We start from the raw sequence: 16,472 nt of genomic DNA, 5'->3' as shown, positions 1-16,472 counted from the left end.
GCACGGGCCACATGAATAGTGTCCGAATCTTGCCCAAGCCAAGCGGCCAAGTCGAGCCCGGAACATCACTAATCGGGGGAATGTGCTTCGCTCCGGTCCAGCCGCGCGATCAATTCGCGGCGTCTTCAGTGCCCCGCGCAAGCAGAGCGCTTGCCGAAATGGGGGCATCGCTCACAGGGACCATTTCGGTTGCAAGCGGGGGAACCGCCTGTCCGTTGATAGTCACCTCAAACAGGTTGGGACGCCCGGTATTGATGCGCGGATCATCAGCATCAAGAGGCACTTCGTATGTGTCGCCATTGCGCATCACGCCCTCGAAAAGACGCTCTCCTCCGTCTTCGTAAAAGCGCACCCATGCCTCGTCACCTGTCATCGTCAGGACCACTTGACCGTCAGGTGAAAGGCCAGCAGGCGCGCCCTCTTCGCTTGCAACTGCAACCGGCTCTTGCACGTCAGTGCTCGTCCCTTGCGCCTCATCGCCCTCAGCGATGAGCGAAGGAAGCGGGGCGCCAGCCCCAAAATATGTGCTGGCAAAGGCGATCACGCCAACAATCAGCAATAAAGCTGCAAAAGCGCCAAACCAGGCAAGACCACGCGATGGCAGTTTGTTTGCATCACCCGGCTCCATCCCGCCTGCCATAACCGATGGATGAAGCCCGCCTTCAGCAAGGTCCGCGCGCACAGCGTCAGCGATGGATTTTTCATCAAGACCAACGATGCGCGCATAAGTGCGTGCAAATCCAATGGCATAAGTGCGTGAGGGCAGCGTGTCGTAGGCACCTGCCTCGATAGCTTCAAGATGCCGTATAGGGATGCGAGTTTCAGCGGCGATGTGAGCGAGGTCCATCCGCCGCGTCTCTCGCGCAGCCCTTAAGCGATCCCCTGCGCCCGCACTGGCAGTGCCCAGCAGATCGTCGCCGGTTTCATCAGTGCCGGTTTCATCGGTGCTGTTGTGTTCGCTATCCATCAAACCGTTTCGCATGTGCGCCCAAAATCATATTTTTGTTATTGGCGTATAGAAGCTTTGCGATGAGACTTAAGTCAAGGGAGGCTTCGTAAAAAACTTGCGCTGCCAAGACAGAGCGACCCCAAAAATCGCTCACCTGAGCTTTAAGCCGTGCGCTCTGGGCGGTTGGATGGTTAATCAAATTCGATTTCGCGCTCCTGTGCCCAAGCGCTGAGCTCCTGACGCAAGTTTGTCTCCGGCTTCAAAAGCCATTGCGACATCGCCTCGGTCAGCTCTGCCAAATCCACTTTTCGCACGAGTTCCTTGATCGGACCAACTGCAGCAGGCGTGATCGACAAACGACGATAACCAATCCCAAGAAGCGCGAGCGCCTCCAAACGGCGTCCCCCCATCTCGCCGCAAACACCCACATCGACACCGCTTCCCACCGTCTGTTGGGAAACCCGGCGCAGGAAGCGCAGGATAGCAACAGAAAGCCAGTCGTACCGCTCTGCCAAGGCCGGATTGCCCCGGTCTGCGGCATAAAGGAATTGCGTCAGGTCATTGGTGCCAATCGACAGGAACGACAAACGCGGCAAAAGAAGGTCCAGCACCTCTGCCAATGCGGGCACTTCGAGCATAGCGCCGAAATGGATCGCTTCTGGCACCATCTTCTTTTTGGAGCGCAGGAAAGCGAGTTGTTCGTCGAACACCTTTTTGGCGGCGTCAAATTCCCACACTTCGGACACCATGGGGAACATGACGTAAAGCGACCGGCCAGCGGCTGCCTCAAGCAGCGAGCGGGCTTGTGCCTTCATCAAGCCATCGCGTTCCAATGCGAGGCGCAAGGCGCGCCAGCCCATCGCCGGATTTTCATCCTGACGCGCCATTTCCGATGCAAGGTAGGGCACCGATTTGTCACCGCCGATATCGACTGTGCGGAAAATCACCGGCTTTTCACCCGCTGCATCAAGCACATCGCGGTAGAGTTTTTGCTGGCGTTCGCGCGCGGGCAAAGTTGCAGACACGAGGAACTGGAACTCGGTTCGGAACAGGCCAACGCCGTCTGCGCCTGTCATTGCAAGCGCGCTGATATCATCGCGAAGCCCTGCGTTCATCATCACCTGAATGCGCGTGCCGCATTTGGTGAAGGGTTCCACATCGCGCAAGGAAGCGTAAACGGCCTGCCGCTCTTTGGTCTTGGCAAAACGCTGCAAAAAGGCATCGGCGACAGGCGCGGTTGGTCTGACGGTTGCAGTCGCCGCCGTTGCATCAAGCAGGATTTCATCGCCATCACGCACGGTCCCGCGCAGCCCGCCATTGCCATGGTTCGCACGGCCCAGAACAGGCACACCCATCGCGCGCGCGACAATAACGACGTGAGCGGTGAGCGAGCCTTCTTCGAGGATCACACCTTTCAAACGCCGCCGGTCATATTCGAGCAATTCCGCAGGGCCCAGATTGCGCGCGATAAGGATCGTGTCCTGGCGAAGCCCCTGCTGCGCCGCAGTGCCGAGTTGCCCCGACACAATCCGCAAAAGCCGGTTCGCCAGATCCTCAAGATCGTGCATCCGATCAGCCAGAAGCGGATCGTCAATCTCGCGCATCCGCATGCGGGTATGCTGTTGTACGCGCTCAATCGCGGCCTCTGCGGTCAGACCAGAGCTGATCGCTTCGTTGATGCGGCGCGACCAGCCTTCATCGTAAGCGAACATTTTGTAGGTTTGGAGCACCTCTTCATGCTCGCCGCCGACGCCAAAATCGGCTTGCGCAGAAAGGCCGTCGATCTGCTCGTGCATTTTATCAAAGGCATTGTAAACGCGGTGCCGCTCTGCCTCGATATCATCGGCCACCACTTGCGTGATTTGAACGCGGGGTTGGTGATAAGCGGCAAAGCCTGCGCCAAGGCCTTTGACAAGGGATAGGCCACTGATGATTTGTGGCCCTGATTGTTCAGGCGTCAGGCCAAGCGCATCTTCCTCATCCACCAATTCGGCATTGGTGATGAGTTCGGACAGGACCATGGCCGTCGTTTGCAGCGCCTCGATCTCTACATCTGCATATTTGCGGGGGTCGACATGCTGGACACACAAAACGCCAACCGCGCGCTCACGATAGACAATGGGGACACCGGCAAAGGAGTGAAACTTGTCCTCCCCCGTCTCAGGGCGGTATTGGAAATCAGGATGCGCCTTGGCCTCTGCAAGGTTGAGCGTTTCAACCTTGTCCGCGATGGAACCGGTTAGCCCCTCGCCAATGGCCATGCGGGTGACGTGCACTGCGCTTTTGTTAAGGCCGCGCGTCGCGTATAATTCCAGCATCCCTTCGCGCAGGAGATAGATCGAGCAGACCTCAGAAGAGAGGCTTTCGCCGATGATATCGACCACCTGATCAAGCTTTTCCTGAGCGCGTGCGCGCGAAGCCATCACATCATGAAGGCTCGTCAGAATCTGGCGGGCTGCGTCAACGGCTGTCATTATGGCTATGGTCCCTAGCGCGCAGAGCGGCAAAGGAAAAGGCGAGCGGCCTCAAATTGCGACCGCTCGCGTGCTTTTAGTCAGAATAAGACACCCGACGGAGCCCAAACGGGACTGCCACACGGGATCGGCGTGAAGGCCCACCAATGGGGAGCTGATGTCAGGGAAAAAACGCGCTTTGCGGATCAACAGCGCGCAATCTCTTCTTTTATTTTCAATTTCTGTCGTTTGATCGCCTGAACCGCCGCTGCATCGGGAACCGGGCGAGCCATCTCGTCACGAAGACGGGCTTCTAACCCCGCGTGTTTGGATTGGAGAGCATTTACGTGTGAGGATGCTGCGCCAGAGGAATGGGCTGTTGCCATATGCTTGGTCTCCTATGTTGGTCGGGCCAAAAATTTTTCGGGGGTTTGCCCCCGGAAAGCGACTCGGATCGACAAGTCCGCGCCGCAATTGCGATACAATCATATCTTTGGGTAACTTGCAAAGTGCTACTGAGATATGAAGCGACCGTTCAGGGTTTATCCAAGACGAACCGCTCACATCAACGGGGCAATCCCTTAGGGGTGATGCGCAAGGCCCCGGTCCAAGTAGAGCCCTTGCAGTCCGCCTGCGAACCCGCCATGGAAATGACTGCGGTTGATAGCCGCGTCAGGCACCACATCTTTGCGCAAAGCCGAACAGGTCGAACACAGTCATGAATGAGCAAGAGCTGCAAAAGCGACTTGAGATGTTGCGGACCGAGCACCGCGACCTTGACGCAGCCATAACTGCATTGAGCGAAGCGGGCTCAGGTGATCAATTGCAAATCGCACGGCTGAAAAAACGCAAACTTCGATTGAAAGATCAGATTGCGATCATCGAGGACGCATTGCTTCCGGACATCATCGCGTAAGCGCGGCTGAAACTGTCAAAGCGGGCGTACCCCATACAGCCGGGCGAACCTCACACGTGCGGCACTGCGGCGCTCAGATTTATACGTAGTCTTCCCTATGCGCGTTTCTACCTAAGGGACTCACCTGAATGGGTAAGTATATACCCCTTATCGTCCCTTTTAGAGACACGGGAAAATCTTAAATGGAAAGTAACCAAAGGCCACTGGAACATGCGCGCTCATCGGACTAGCTGATAATATATGACAAACGCCACGAACCTTTCGCGCCCTATTGTGGAAGCGCTTTACACCGAAGCCCTGGTGCTCGCCGACGAAGTGCGGGCGGTGTTTGCGCGTGGCACTTATGAACCTGAAATTGCTTTGGAAACGGGCAATGACACTATCATGCGCCTCGCCCTTTCAACTGAGGGATTGAAGACCACCACGCGGATGATGCACGTCCTTGCATGGCTGCTTAATCAGCGCGCCTTTTTCTCCGGTGAGCTTACAGAAAAGCAGGTGCGCTTGCACGGCACCTTGCCCGAAGATCGCCCATCGGATCAAAGAGCGCTTGCCGTGCTCGAACCCGCGACCCGCGATCTGATTTCGGAAAGCGAGCAATTGCATCAACGTATCGCGCGCCTTGATGAAGCATGGCGTTCAGGCTTTGAAATGGCCTCGCCTGCGCGCGCCATTCACTCACGGCTAGAGCGGCGGTTGAGCGACCTTTCGATATAAATTCCGTGTGGTGGGCGTGCTTACCCGCCCACTCAAACCGCCTCAAGCGCGCGCCGCCAGCGGGTCAAACGCTCTTCGCGCACCGCCTCTTCCATCGCAGGTTCAAAGGCTGATTGCCCGCCGCGCATCGCCTTTCCTGCAGTTCCAAGATCGCTGTGAAGGCCTGCCCCGGCCGCTGCCAGCATCGCTGCTCCAAGGGCGGTGGTTTCGATAAAGTCGGGCCGCTCGACAGTGATGCCAAGCATATCCGCCAGGTCCTGCGCCATCCAGTCATTGGCCGCCATTCCGCCGTCGATCCGCAATGTCTGCCACCGGGCCCCGTCACCCGCAAAAGCCTGCGCCAGATCATACGTTTGATGCGCCATGGCTTCCAACGCGGCTCTGGCGATTTCGGCTTTACCGCTGGAGAAGCTGAGGCCGGTTAGAACTGCGCGCGCTTGCGGCTTCCAATGCGGCGCGCCGAGCCCGGATAGAGCGGGCACAATGGTCACACCGCCACTGTTGGGGATCGACCGGGCCAGCGCTTCGGTCTCGCTTGCTGCACCCACAATGCCAAGGCTATCGCGCAGCCATTGAACAAGGCTTCCTGCAACAAAAACCGAGCCCTCGATGGCATAGGTTCGCTTGCCTCCAATCTGCATCAACACTGTGCCAAGCAGGCGGTTATCGGACTTTGGAATAACGCTGCCCTGATTGGTCAGAACAAACGCGCCAGTGCCAAAGGTTGCCTTTGTCTCACCGGGGGCAAAACACGCCTGCCCGATGGTTGCCGATTGCTGATCGCCTGCAAGGCCTGTGATTGGAATTTCGCACCCGAACAATGACCGGGCAGTATGGGCAAGTTCGCCCGACATATCGACCACCCGAGGAAGAGCATCCATCGGCACACCCAACAGATCGCAGAGCCCTTCATCAAAGCCCGGATCGCCAAGGCCCATCAACAAGGTCCGGCTTGCATTGCTGGCATCGGTGATGTGCGTAGCGCCGCCTGAAAGCTTGAAGGTGAGCCAGCTTTCCACCGTCCCAAAAGCCAAGGTGCGCGCATTGGCGGCCGCGCGCACCGAAGGCACATTGTCGAGCATCCAGCGCATTTTGGTGCCGGAAAAATATGGATCGAGCAAAAGGCCCGTTTTTGATTGAATGTCCGGCTCGTGACCCGCCCCTCTCAACGCATCGCAAAGCGGCTCTGTGCGCCGGTCCTGCCACACAATAGCGCGGGTCAACGGCTCGCCCGTAACCTTGTCCCAGGCAACGACGGTTTCGCGTTGGTTCGTAATGCCCATGCCAGCGATCATCGCCGCACCACCCGCCTTGGGGATCACCTCGTTTGCGCAGGCCAGCGTCTTCAACCAGATCTCGCCCGCGTCATGTTCGACCCACCCGCCTTGCGGATAATGCTGGGTCAGCTCCGCTTGTGCACTCGCGACAAGCACGCCATCGCTTGCAAACAACATTGCACGCGTGGAGGTGGTGCCTTCATCAAGGACGAGAATGTAATCAGACATGGTGATCCCTTATCAAGTCTTGGTTCTTCGCCGCTTACCCACCCCCAACCCCTCCCGCAAGCGGGAGGGGGGCGAGACTTGGCAAGACCCTAACGAAGTTGGGTCGTGCTTAGTCGCAGCGGGGTGGGCCTGCCCTCGACACGGACCGTCCATGACGGCATATGCAATACCCATGTCGAAGATACCCCCGAAGCCATGGCCCACAGGCCTTGCCGATCCGGTAGAGCCGCTTGTCATGCGGGTGCTCGCGCCCAATCCATCGCCCTATACCTTTACCGGCACGCAGACCTATGTCGTGGGCGATCCCACTGGCCCGGACTGCGCGGTGATTGACCCGGGGCCAGACGAGGCACCGCATATCGAGGCAATCCTTGCCGCTGTTGGCACCCGCACGGTCACTGCGATCATGTGTACCCACACGCACCGCGACCATTCTCCTGCCGCTGCACCTTTGGCTGAGAAAACGGGCGCGCCCATTGTGGGCTGCGCGCCTTTGGTGCTCAAAGTGGATGGCCCGCGTTCTGATGAGGCGTTCGACACCACATATGAACCTGACCGCGTGCTTGAAGACGGCGAGCAAATGCGCGGAACCGGCTGGACGCTAACCGCTGTGGCCACACCGGGGCATACCTCGAACCATCTGTGCTTTGCGCTTGAAGAAAGCGGTTCGCTGTTCACCGGCGATCATGTCATGGGCTGGTCCACCAGCGTCGTCATCCCGCCCGATGGCGATATGGGTGATTATATGGCGAGCCTCGAGAAGCTTCAGGCGCGCGGCGACAAAGTCTACCACTCGGCCCATGGTGCAGCGATCACCAAGCCGCAGCAATTGGTGCGCGGTATGATTGGCCACCGCCGCCAGCGCGAGAACCAGATCTTGCGCCTGATGGGAGAGCGGGCAAGAATTGCCGCCGATTTCATTCCCGACATGTACAAGGGGCTTGATAAACGCCTGATCGGTGCCGCTGAAATGAGCGTGACGGCCCATTTGCTCGACCTTGAGAAACGCGGGCTTGCCAAGCAAGACGGCACGCTTTGGAGCGTGAATTGACCCCATGACCCCCAGCGCGCATCCTGACGACCCGCACTATGTCGAGCGCGGCGGCTGGCTTCGTGCAGCGGTGCTTGGCGGCAATGACGGGATCATCTCGGTCGCATCGCTCGTCATTGGCGTCGCTGCCGCCAATCCGGACCCTTCCGTCATCATAATCTCGGGCGTTGCAGGCCTCGTCGCAGGCGCCATGTCGATGGCAGCGGGCGAATATATCTCTGTCTCGGCACAGCGCGATTCCGAACAGGCCGATATTGCACGCGAGCGAAAGGCTATCGAAGAAACACCAGGCGAAGAGCTCGCCGAACTCATCGCCATCTACAAGGAACGCGGACTTAGCGAGAAAACTGCCTCGCTGGTTGCGCGTGAGTTGACGGCAAAAGACCCACTGTCCGCCCATTTGCGCGACGAACTTGGCCTGTCGGATGAATTGGCGGCAAAGCCTCTTCAAGCAGCGATTGCATCGGGCGTGACCTTCACCGTGGGAGCAGCCCCGCCCGTTCTTGCAGCTGTTCTCGCCCCCCAAGAATGGACGATCTGGGCTATCGCTGTTGTTTCAATTATCGCGCTGGCCTTGCTGGGAGCAACCGGTGCAAAGCTGGGCGGTGCACCAACCATGCCAGCGATCATCCGCGTGGTAGGCTGGGGTATCCTTGCAATGGCGGCAACGGCTGCCATCGGCTCGCTGTTCGGGATAGCGGTTTAAAGGGCAATTAATGCGAATTGCCAATCCAAAGGAGAATGTCGATCGAAACCGTTCTAATCTCAGGTGCTAATCGCGGCCTTGGCCTTGCTTTGGCACAGAAATTTGCTGAGGCCGGTTGGAAGGTCATCGCAGGATGCCGCAACCCTGCCCAAGCCACTGCTCTGACCGCGTTGCAAGAGGGCCATGACATCCAAATCTGCAAGCTTGATGTAACCAATCCCGATGACATCGCCGCTCTTGCACAGCAGTTGGGTGATGAACCACTTGATGTCCTTATCAACAACGCTGGCATTCTGGATGCGAACCGCAATGATTTGTCATCCATCGATTATGACGAGTGGCAAGCAATATTTGCGACCAATTCAATGGCCCCTGTTCGCATGTCGCTGGCGTTGAAAGACAATCTCAAACGCTCGCCCAATCCGCGCATTGTGACAGTGTCCAGCGAGATGGGATCGCTCAATCAAAATCTGGAAGGCGCCATCGCATACCGCACCAGCAAGGCGGCGGTGAACAAGGCGATGCAGGTTCTTGCCACCAATTTTGCGAGCGATGGCATCACTGTGGTCCCGATACACCCCGGCTGGGTGCGCACCGATATGGGCGGACCACAAGCTGCCATTTCGCCCAAAGAAAGCGCTGAGGGAATATTCCTCCTCGCAAGTGGTCTTAACAATGAGATGTCAGGCCGCTTCTGGACATGGGCCGGGACAGAGCACCCCTGGTAAGGTCGCCCCTACTCGCCAAGCGCTCCGCGAAGCGCCGCCACCCGCGCAGCGTTTGCGCCTGCGTCCGAATATCCGACCCGCGAGGCTGAACGCAGATGAACCGCGTCCTCGGCCTTGCGAAATTCGACATCGTCGACAAAACCGAAAATGGCGGATTTGAACTCGGCTGAGATGTAATCGTCCGACGCGCTGGTGACTGTGCCGCCTTGCGCAGCGATCGCTTCGGGAAGTTTGTCCCATGCATCCGCAGACAAAGGTTGCGTCGCTTTTTCCGCAACGGTGCCCGTCTCGCTGCTTACGCAATTGGGGCTGTCGGGACAGGGGGCCAATTGACCCTGGACAAGGCCGGGTGCCTCACCATTTTGCGACATCAAGCCAAGGACGAAAAATCCCGCTGCGCCCAGAACCGCAAGGCCCAAAATGCCGAAGACCAAAGCTTTCAAAATACCCATTACCGTTCCTTTTTCGTGCAGGTTCAGGCGCTTGCCAATTCACCCTTGGCGAAGTCTTCCGCCAGTTGAAACTTCTGAATTTTGCCAGAGCCCGTGAGCGGGAATTCCCTGACCCAAACCCAATGCGCAGGGGTCTTTTGCGGCGACAAACGCTCGCGCACAAAGGCTTTGAGGTCATCGTTCGAAGGCCGTGTCGCGCCTTCGGCAAGCCGCATAAAGCACGCGACAATCTCGCCCCACTTTTCATCCGGCACACCTGCCACGGCAACCTCGGCAATGGCAGGATGCTCGATCATCGCGGCCTCGATTTCGGCGGGAAAGAGGTTCTCGCCGCCTCTGATGATCATCTCTTTTACCCGGCCCGTGATCTTCACATATCCGGTCGCAGAAATGCTGCCCAAGTCGCCTGTGTGGAGCCAGCCGTCCTGATCGATTGTCTCCGCAGTCGCCTGCGGATTGTCGTTATAACCCGCCATCATATTGAACCCGCGCATGCAGATCTCGCCTTGTTCATCAATGGCGCACACGCTGTTGTCATTGGGGTTGCGGATCGAGACTTCCATATGGCTGCACGGTTGGCCGATGGTCTCCATCAGCTCTTCGCCGGTATCGGTGGGCCATGCAGCGGTGATCGCAGGCGATGTTTCGGTCTGGCCATAAACGATCAGGATCGGCACTCCGAAAATGGCCTGCGCCGCGCGGTTCAATTCCGGTGGTACCATCGCGCCGCCAGACAGGATCGTGCGCACGCTCGACACATCGGTGCCGGTCGCCTTGGCCGCCTCCATGATAGCAAAGAGCATGGTTGCAACGCCGCCCAGAACCTCCGGTTTCTCGCGCTCGATCATCTTTGCAACCGCGACCGGATCAAACACCGAGACAAGCATCAAAGTGCCACCTCGTGCCATCGTACCAAGCACACACACCGCGCTGCCAGCCGTGTGGAACAGCGGGAACGGGCACGTCACCTTGTCGCCTGGCCCAATATTCCAGCGCTCGAACACGTCCCTGTTCGATTGCACCAATCCATGTTGATGGAGCAGCACGCCCTTGGGAAAGCCGGTGGTGCCCGATGTGTATTGGATCATGACGATATCGCGCGGGTTACTTGAACGCAGCTCGCCGTCTTTCTCGCCCGCGAACAATTCGCCATGATCAGTCATGTCAAGCACATACTCGGACGCCGCGAGCCCTGCTGCGGCCTCATCCACTACGGGACGAAGCGCACTCCCGCGCACATTGGGCTGATAATAGACCGCGCCGGAGCCCGATTGTTCTAGGACATAGCGCACCTCGCGCGCGATAAAGCTCGGGTTGACGGTGACGATGACCAGCCCCGCCATCGCCGCGCCAAGCTGTATCATCACCCATTCCGGGCAATTGCCGCCCATCACCGCAATGCGCGTGCCAGCCGGATGCCGCGCCGCAAGCGCGCGCGCTGCCCGCTCGCTATCTGCAAGCAATTCAGCATAGGTCCAGTCGCGGCCCGCAGATCCATCGGCCAGCAATTCGCGCAAGGCCAGCGCATCGGGGCGTATTGCCACCTGCTCGCGCAAGACCCCTTCGATGGTGCGCTCTTTATACTCGGTGTCGGTTTGCGCGGGGCAATAGGCCTCTTTGAGATCAAGCTTGTACATAGCTGTTCCCCTCTCTCACTCGGGCCAAAGCTAACACACTGTGCGCGAGAGTCATTCGCAAACTGAACTCTCGCAAATCTCGGCAATCATGCTTATGTCAAACGCAAGTAAGATAGCAGGCCAAAGACTTAGGGACCCATCCATGAGCTTCGAAAGCAAAGTACCAAGCGGGGAAGCACTCCACGCCGAGATCAACCGCCTCAAAAAGACGCGCAATGCGGTGATCCTTGCCCACTATTACCAGACCCCCGATATTCAGGACATTGCCGATTTCGTGGGCGACAGCCTCGAGTTATCGCGCAAGGCGGCGGAGACAGACGCGGATGTGATCCTGTTTTGCGGGGTCAAATTCATGGCCGAAACCGCCAAAATCCTCTCGCCAGAAAAGACCGTGATCCTGCCCGATATGGACGCAGGGTGTTCTTTGGAAGACAGCTGCCCACCCGAGAAGTTCAAGGCTTTCCGCGAAGCAAACCCCGATCACATCGCGCTCACCTACATCAATTGCTCGACCGAGGTGAAAGCATTGAGCGACATTATCGTGACCAGCTCCAGCGCTGAGACGATCCTGTCGCAAATCCCCGAGGACCAGAAGATCATCTTTGGCCCCGACCGTCACTTGGGCGGCTGGTTGTCGCGCAATTTCAACCGCGAAATGCTGCTGTGGCCGGGTGTCTGCGTGGTGCACGAGGCGTTTTCTGAAACCGAGCTTCTTAAACTCAAGGAACAGCACCCCGGCGCGCCTGTGGCCGCACACCCCGAGTGCCCGCCAGCCATCGTCGACCACGCCGATTACGTTGGTTCAACCAGCGGTATCCTAAAATTCGCGCAAAGCTTTGAAGGCGACACTCTGATCGTCGCGACCGAGCCGCACATTATGCACCAGATGGAAAAGGCGCTGCCCGAAAAAACCTTCATCGGAGCGCCGGGAGCGGACGGCAACTGCAACTGCAACATCTGCCCCTATATGGCGCTCAACACCATGGAGAAGATGTACACGGCGCTACGCGATCTGGAGCCGCGCATCGAGATGGACGAGGAGTTGCGTTTGCAAGCGAAGAAGAGCCTTGACCGTATGCTGGAGATGGCGAGCGGGACTGTAGGTCAGGGAGATTTGGGCTTTGTGAAGTTTGGGGGGAGTTGAGCCTACAAAAATGGCTTTAGCGAACTCAGGTCGGTGTGGAGCTCGCAACCAAATCTTTTCCCCAAGCCGCCCTGACGAGCCAAGTTGACGAATAGCTTCTCACCAATAATAACGTCAGAATTGGGTAAGACAGCGACATAGGAGCTCATATCGCGAAGGTCGTTCAACTGAATTTGCCTGCCCAATCGTTCGATAGAACAAGCCAACGCGATCTCAGCCTGGTAGGTCGAGACATACTGAATAATGTCTTTGAGGATTTTCGGACCGTTCTCAGTCAGCTGGTTCCAATCACGACCTGAACCTAGACATACCGAGATTATCCGGTCTTGCTCTTCGATTGCCAAAGTCGTCGCATAGACTCTCTTCTGCATACTGAAAGACTCATCTTTCAGTCTTGAGCGACGCTCGTCGAACTGACTTATCAGGCGGCCAGCCTCTCTTTCCCAGTGGCCAATTGCCATTTCACGTTCGTCACTCGGCGCGCTTGCGACCCAGTCAAACAACGCCAAAATTGGATCCGCCAACAACCCTTTGACCTGATGAGCTTCCAGTCCCATTTCAGAAATTGCGGTCTGAAAGTCCACGAAAGCTTCTAGAAAGTGACGCGACATCCACCAAAGCGGTGGAATCTGCGAGATTGAGGATGGATCATCTTGCTCGAAGAACCTCAAAATCTCGTGTCGGATCAAGAAATCTCGATTCCGAAACACTCGACCTTGGCTCAGTCGAGCTTGCACTTCTGCGATGAGCCTTCGGTGGTCATCGTTGCGCATTCGATAAGTTTCGATGAGAATACCGCTAGTCAGAGGGAATTGTAGTTGCCCTGCCTTGAGTGCTTCAATCATCGCGCATCCGATCTCATAAGTCTCCCGATTTGCACTCGGGTCCTCAAACGCATGCGCAAGGTCGATCCACTTATTCTGATCTAAGAATACTGTCTTTGGTGGCTCTAACATTCTATCTTCATAGCTTCGACGAATTGGCCCGTCCCTGAGCAACCCGCGCCACAACTAGCGCCGAGCCCAGTAGCAACATCCCCACAACGTCCAGCGCGCTGAGCACCTCGTCAAACACGAAGTAGCCGATCACCGCCGCAATCGCGGGCTGGGTCAACAGCGCCAAGCCAATAATCAGCGGCGGGAAGTGGCCTAGCGAATAGACAAGCAGCCCCTGCCCGATCAGCTGGCTTGTCACGAACAGCACGATCACCGGCGTCCAATCGGTCGGCCAGACCGGCTCTCCCAAGATGAGCGCGAGGCCCAGCAAATAGGGGCAGGCAAAGATGCTCACCCAGACGAGCAGGCTCCACGAACCGAATGCCCTGCGCTCTTTTTGAAGCGTGAGCAAATACACCGCATAGAGCAGGCCCGCCGTGATGCAGAACAGGTCGCCCACGAATGTCTGTGCGGAAATCTCCAATGACCGGCCCAGCAATATCCCCGCCCCGCCAAGCGCGCAGACGATGGCAAGCCACTCGAAACCCTTGGGCAGCATCCGAGCAACGATAAAACCCCAGAAGAGGAGGATGATCGAGCCCGCATTGCCGAACAAGGTCGCATTGCCCAGCCGCGTCATCTCGATCCCGATGTGCCAACTGGCAAGGTCGCTCGCAAAGGCGATGGAGCCAATCGCCACTACGATAAGCGTCTTTTTGGGAAGGCCGCGCATGGGCTGACCCGCCATTCGCGCAAAGAGCACCAGAAACGGCAGCGCCAAAAACAATCGCCAGAACGCCGCGCTCACCGCGCCAGTATCGGCCAGCCGCACCAACCACGGGCCCAGCGCAAGCGCAAAATTGCCCGCCAGAAGCGCCGCCAAGAGCAAAGCCGAGCGAACGGCCGAACCCTCACCCCCAACTTTCTCTTCTTGGCGTTCAACCGTTTCCATGCTTGCGCCCTAGCCCCGAAGTCTCCAAGTGAATAGCCAAATGAAACTGATCCGAAAGGAAATCCACTGATGCATGATGCTTTGTTCCAACCACTGAAGATGGGCGCGCTCGAGGCCAGAAACCGTATTTTCATGGCCCCGCTCACCCGTGGCCGCGCGGCTGATCCGATGTTTGTGCCCAATGAAATGATGGGCACCTATTACCGTCAGCGCGCAGGCGCAGGGATGATCCTGACCGAGGCGACTGGCATTTCCACCGAAGGGCTTGGCTGGCCATCGGCCCCCGGTATCTGGAGCGATGAGCAGACCGAGGCGTGGAAGCCTATTGTCGAAGGCGTGCATGAAGAAGGCGGCCTGATCGCGATGCAATTGTGGCATATGGGCCGGATTGTCTCGTCTTACTTCCTGGACGGCGAACGCCCCTTCTCGGCCAGCGAAACCAAGGCTCCTGGCGAAGCACACACGCCGGTAGGACGCCAAGAATACGATGTCGCCCGCGCTATGACCAAGGACGATATCAACCGCACCCTAGACCACTATCAACGCGCCGCTGAAAACGCGAAGAAGGCTGGTTTCGACAGCGTTCAATTGCATGGTGCGAACGGCTATCTGATCGACCAATTCTTGCGCGATAAGACCAATCTTCGCGAAGACGAATATGGCGGAAGCCCTGAAAACCGCACCCGCTTTATGCGCGAGGTTCTGGAGCGGCTTGTAGATGTGTGGGGCGCGGATCGTGTTGGCATCCGCCTCTCGCCCAATGGCGACAGCCAAGGGACCGATGACAGCAACCCGCCCGCGACTTTTGGCGCGGCGACCAAAGTGATCGAAGAGCTGGGTCTTGCCTATCTCGAACTGCGCCAACCGGGGCCCGACGGCACCTTTGGCCAAACCGATGTGCCCAAGCAGGATGCGCTCATCCGTGGCCTTTACTCCGGCGCGTTGATTCTGAACTCCGACTACACCGCGCAAGAAGCCGACGATGATGTGACCAGTGGCCGCTGTGATGCGGTGAGCTTTGGCCGTCCGTATATCTCTAACCCGGACCTCGAAAAACGGATCGCGGCAGGGGCCGACTTCAACCCGAACAAGGACGTGCCCAAAAGCTGGTACTTCCCAATTCCCGACGGATACATCGACTATCCCACATTGGAAGAAGAACAGGCTGCAAACGCCGCGTAAGCCTGGCGTAACGCATTGAATAAGCCGGGCTATCGAAAGGTGGCCCGGCTTATTGTATATCTTCCTCTGACGTTTCGGGTTCAGGACCCGCAGGTCCTGCGGTCACAGGGCCGTCGGGTTCAGGCACATCCGCCCCATCCCCCTGTTCAGTGGATACAGCCGCGCCATCACCGGATGATGCGCTCGGAGAACGCTCGGCTGGGGGCGATGTCGAGGTCAGCTCTTCCAACGGGATCATTTCGTCGCTGATCGTGCCGCCCAAAACTTCGCCAGCGGCCTCCCCGCCGGTTTCGCTGCCGACCGATTCCGGCGCCTCTTCCTCGCACGCGGCCACAACCAAAAGCGGGGCTACCAACATTAAACGCTTAGAAATTCTCATTTTTGACATGCCTTCTGGCTAGCTCTTTGGCGGGCCGCCTCAAGCGTGCCCAAAAATCCGTCGGCGCGCTGCATCAATGCCTCGTCCCATTCCATGGCGGAGACATTCTTGCCCAGCCGCGCAAGGCTGGTGACGCCAAATTCGTCAATCCCGCAAGGGACGATGCCGCCAAAGTGCGACAAGTCCGGGTCAAGGTTCACTGAAAAACCGTGCATCGTAACCCAGCGGCGAACGCGCACACCAATCGCGCCGATTTTGGCCTCGCGCCCGTCAATATCCTTGCACCAGATCCCGACGCGCCCCTCAGCTCGCCACGCGTCAACTCCGAAATCCGACAGCGTATCGATCACCCAGCCCTCAATCGCATGGACAAAACAGCGTACGTCTTTGCCGCGTTTATTGAGGTCGAGCAGAAGATAGCCGACTCGCTGCCCCGGCCCGTGATAGGTGTAGCGCCCGCCGCGCCCTGTCTCGACCACGTCAAAACGCGGGTCTGTGAGCTCTGCGGGATCAGCGGATGTCCCCGCTGTATAGACAGGCGGGTGTTCCAGCAGCCAGACCTGCTCCACCGCCTCGCCCGCTACAATAGCGGCGTTGCGCGCCTCCATCGCTTCCAATGCCTCGCGGTAAGGCACGAGCGCGGTTTCACGCCGCCAATCAAGAGCGGTAGCGCCAAAGTCTTGGGGCAAAATCTGTGCATGGCTTGCCATTGCTCCGGCGTGGGGCCAATGCTGCTCAAAATCAAGAAACAATGCGCAAGTTTTGC

Annotated in this window: 17 protein-coding genes; 7 read left to right on the top strand and 10 right to left on the bottom strand. The window is 58.0% G+C overall.

From position 1 onward, the window contains the following. Positions 1–109: 109 nt before the first annotated feature. The 3 genes from EH31_RS08325 to EH31_RS08310 form a co-directional block, all read right to left on the bottom strand. The gene (locus EH31_RS08325; RefSeq protein WP_051699078.1) at positions 110–967 is read right to left on the bottom strand and encodes a helix-turn-helix domain-containing protein; all 858 of its coding nucleotides are present in this window, start codon (positions 965–967) and stop codon (positions 110–112) included. Between the two features lie 173 nt (positions 968–1,140). Beyond that, positions 1,141–3,423 (bottom strand): phosphoenolpyruvate--protein phosphotransferase, encoded by a 2,283-nt coding sequence (ptsP, locus tag EH31_RS08315; RefSeq protein ID WP_034959698.1) that lies wholly within the window; start codon positions 3,421–3,423, stop codon positions 1,141–1,143. Between the two features lie 185 nt (positions 3,424–3,608). Next, entirely contained in the window at positions 3,609–3,788 is a 180-nt protein-coding gene (locus EH31_RS08310) for a YdcH family protein (RefSeq protein WP_034959696.1), read from the bottom strand. Between the two features lie 332 nt (positions 3,789–4,120). Between EH31_RS08310 and EH31_RS08300 the strand changes: the two genes are divergently transcribed. Beyond that, a complete protein-coding gene (locus tag EH31_RS08300) occupies positions 4,121–4,318 on the top strand; it encodes a YdcH family protein (RefSeq protein ID WP_034959693.1) in 198 nt (65 codons plus the stop codon). Between the two features lie 240 nt (positions 4,319–4,558). Next, positions 4,559–5,035 carry a DUF1465 family protein gene (locus EH31_RS08295; RefSeq protein ID WP_034959692.1) on the top strand — a complete coding sequence of 159 codons (477 nt, stop codon included), beginning with the start codon at positions 4,559–4,561 and terminating at the stop codon, positions 5,033–5,035. A 32-nt stretch (positions 5,036–5,067) separates the two neighbouring features. Here the strand turns inward: EH31_RS08295 and EH31_RS08290 are convergent, their stop codons facing one another. After that, positions 5,068–6,540: a glycerol kinase gene (locus EH31_RS08290; protein WP_034959691.1), complete on the bottom strand. Its 1,473-nt coding sequence runs from the start codon at positions 6,538–6,540 to the stop codon at positions 5,068–5,070. A 172-nt stretch (positions 6,541–6,712) separates the two neighbouring features. On the opposite strand from EH31_RS08290, the gene EH31_RS08285 reads away from it, so the two are divergent. The 3 genes from EH31_RS08285 to EH31_RS08275 are packed head-to-tail and all read left to right on the top strand — an operon-like array spanning position 6,713 to position 9,025. After that, a complete protein-coding gene (locus EH31_RS08285; RefSeq protein WP_034959690.1) occupies positions 6,713–7,591 on the top strand; it encodes an MBL fold metallo-hydrolase in 879 nt (292 codons plus the stop codon). A 4-nt stretch (positions 7,592–7,595) separates the two neighbouring features. Further along, positions 7,596–8,297, top strand: a complete 702-nt coding sequence (locus EH31_RS08280; RefSeq protein WP_034959688.1) for a VIT1/CCC1 transporter family protein — start codon at positions 7,596–7,598, stop codon at positions 8,295–8,297. Between the two features lie 35 nt (positions 8,298–8,332). Continuing rightward, the gene (locus EH31_RS08275; RefSeq protein ID WP_051699077.1) at positions 8,333–9,025 is read left to right on the top strand and encodes an SDR family oxidoreductase; all 693 of its coding nucleotides are present in this window, start codon (positions 8,333–8,335) and stop codon (positions 9,023–9,025) included. 8 nt (positions 9,026–9,033) lie between these two features. Here the strand turns inward: EH31_RS08275 and EH31_RS08270 are convergent, their stop codons facing one another. Further along, the gene (locus EH31_RS08270; protein ID WP_051699076.1) at positions 9,034–9,477 is read right to left on the bottom strand and encodes a DUF1499 domain-containing protein; all 444 of its coding nucleotides are present in this window, start codon (positions 9,475–9,477) and stop codon (positions 9,034–9,036) included. Positions 9,478–9,500: 23 nt separating this feature from the next. Next, positions 9,501–11,114 (bottom strand): class I adenylate-forming enzyme family protein, encoded by a 1,614-nt coding sequence (locus tag EH31_RS08265; protein WP_034959685.1) that lies wholly within the window; start codon positions 11,112–11,114, stop codon positions 9,501–9,503. A gap of 142 nt (positions 11,115–11,256) precedes the next feature. On the opposite strand from EH31_RS08265, the gene nadA reads away from it, so the two are divergent. After that, entirely contained in the window at positions 11,257–12,258 is a 1,002-nt protein-coding gene (gene nadA, locus EH31_RS08260; protein ID WP_034959684.1) for a quinolinate synthase NadA, read from the top strand. Between the two features lie 2 nt (positions 12,259–12,260). On the opposite strand, the gene EH31_RS08255 is transcribed toward nadA, so the two are convergent. Further along, a complete protein-coding gene (locus tag EH31_RS08255; protein WP_152553512.1) occupies positions 12,261–13,103 on the bottom strand; it encodes a hypothetical protein in 843 nt (280 codons plus the stop codon). Between the two features lie 118 nt (positions 13,104–13,221). Then, on the bottom strand, positions 13,222–14,145 hold the full coding sequence (locus EH31_RS08250; RefSeq protein WP_034959682.1) for a DMT family transporter: 924 nt from the start codon (positions 14,143–14,145) through the stop codon (positions 13,222–13,224). Between the two features lie 69 nt (positions 14,146–14,214). Between EH31_RS08250 and EH31_RS08245 the strand changes: the two genes are divergently transcribed. Beyond that, entirely contained in the window at positions 14,215–15,327 is a 1,113-nt protein-coding gene (locus EH31_RS08245) for an alkene reductase (RefSeq protein WP_034959681.1), read from the top strand. Between the two features lie 49 nt (positions 15,328–15,376). Here EH31_RS08245 and EH31_RS08240 read toward each other — a convergent pair whose 3' ends face one another. Then, the gene (locus EH31_RS08240; RefSeq protein ID WP_152553511.1) at positions 15,377–15,706 is read right to left on the bottom strand and encodes a hypothetical protein; all 330 of its coding nucleotides are present in this window, start codon (positions 15,704–15,706) and stop codon (positions 15,377–15,379) included. Continuing rightward, complete coding sequence (lipB, locus tag EH31_RS08235; protein ID WP_081853306.1) at positions 15,703–16,416, bottom strand: lipoyl(octanoyl) transferase LipB; 714 nt, start codon at positions 16,414–16,416, stop codon at positions 15,703–15,705. Before lipB ends, EH31_RS08240 begins: the two co-directional genes overlap by 4 nt. Positions 16,417–16,472: the final 56 nt, after the last annotated feature.

This window comes from Erythrobacter longus (assembly GCF_000715015.1).
Classification (GTDB): Bacteria; Pseudomonadota; Alphaproteobacteria; order Sphingomonadales; family Sphingomonadaceae; genus Erythrobacter; species Erythrobacter longus.
This window is presented reverse-complemented; position numbering and strand designations above follow the sequence as displayed.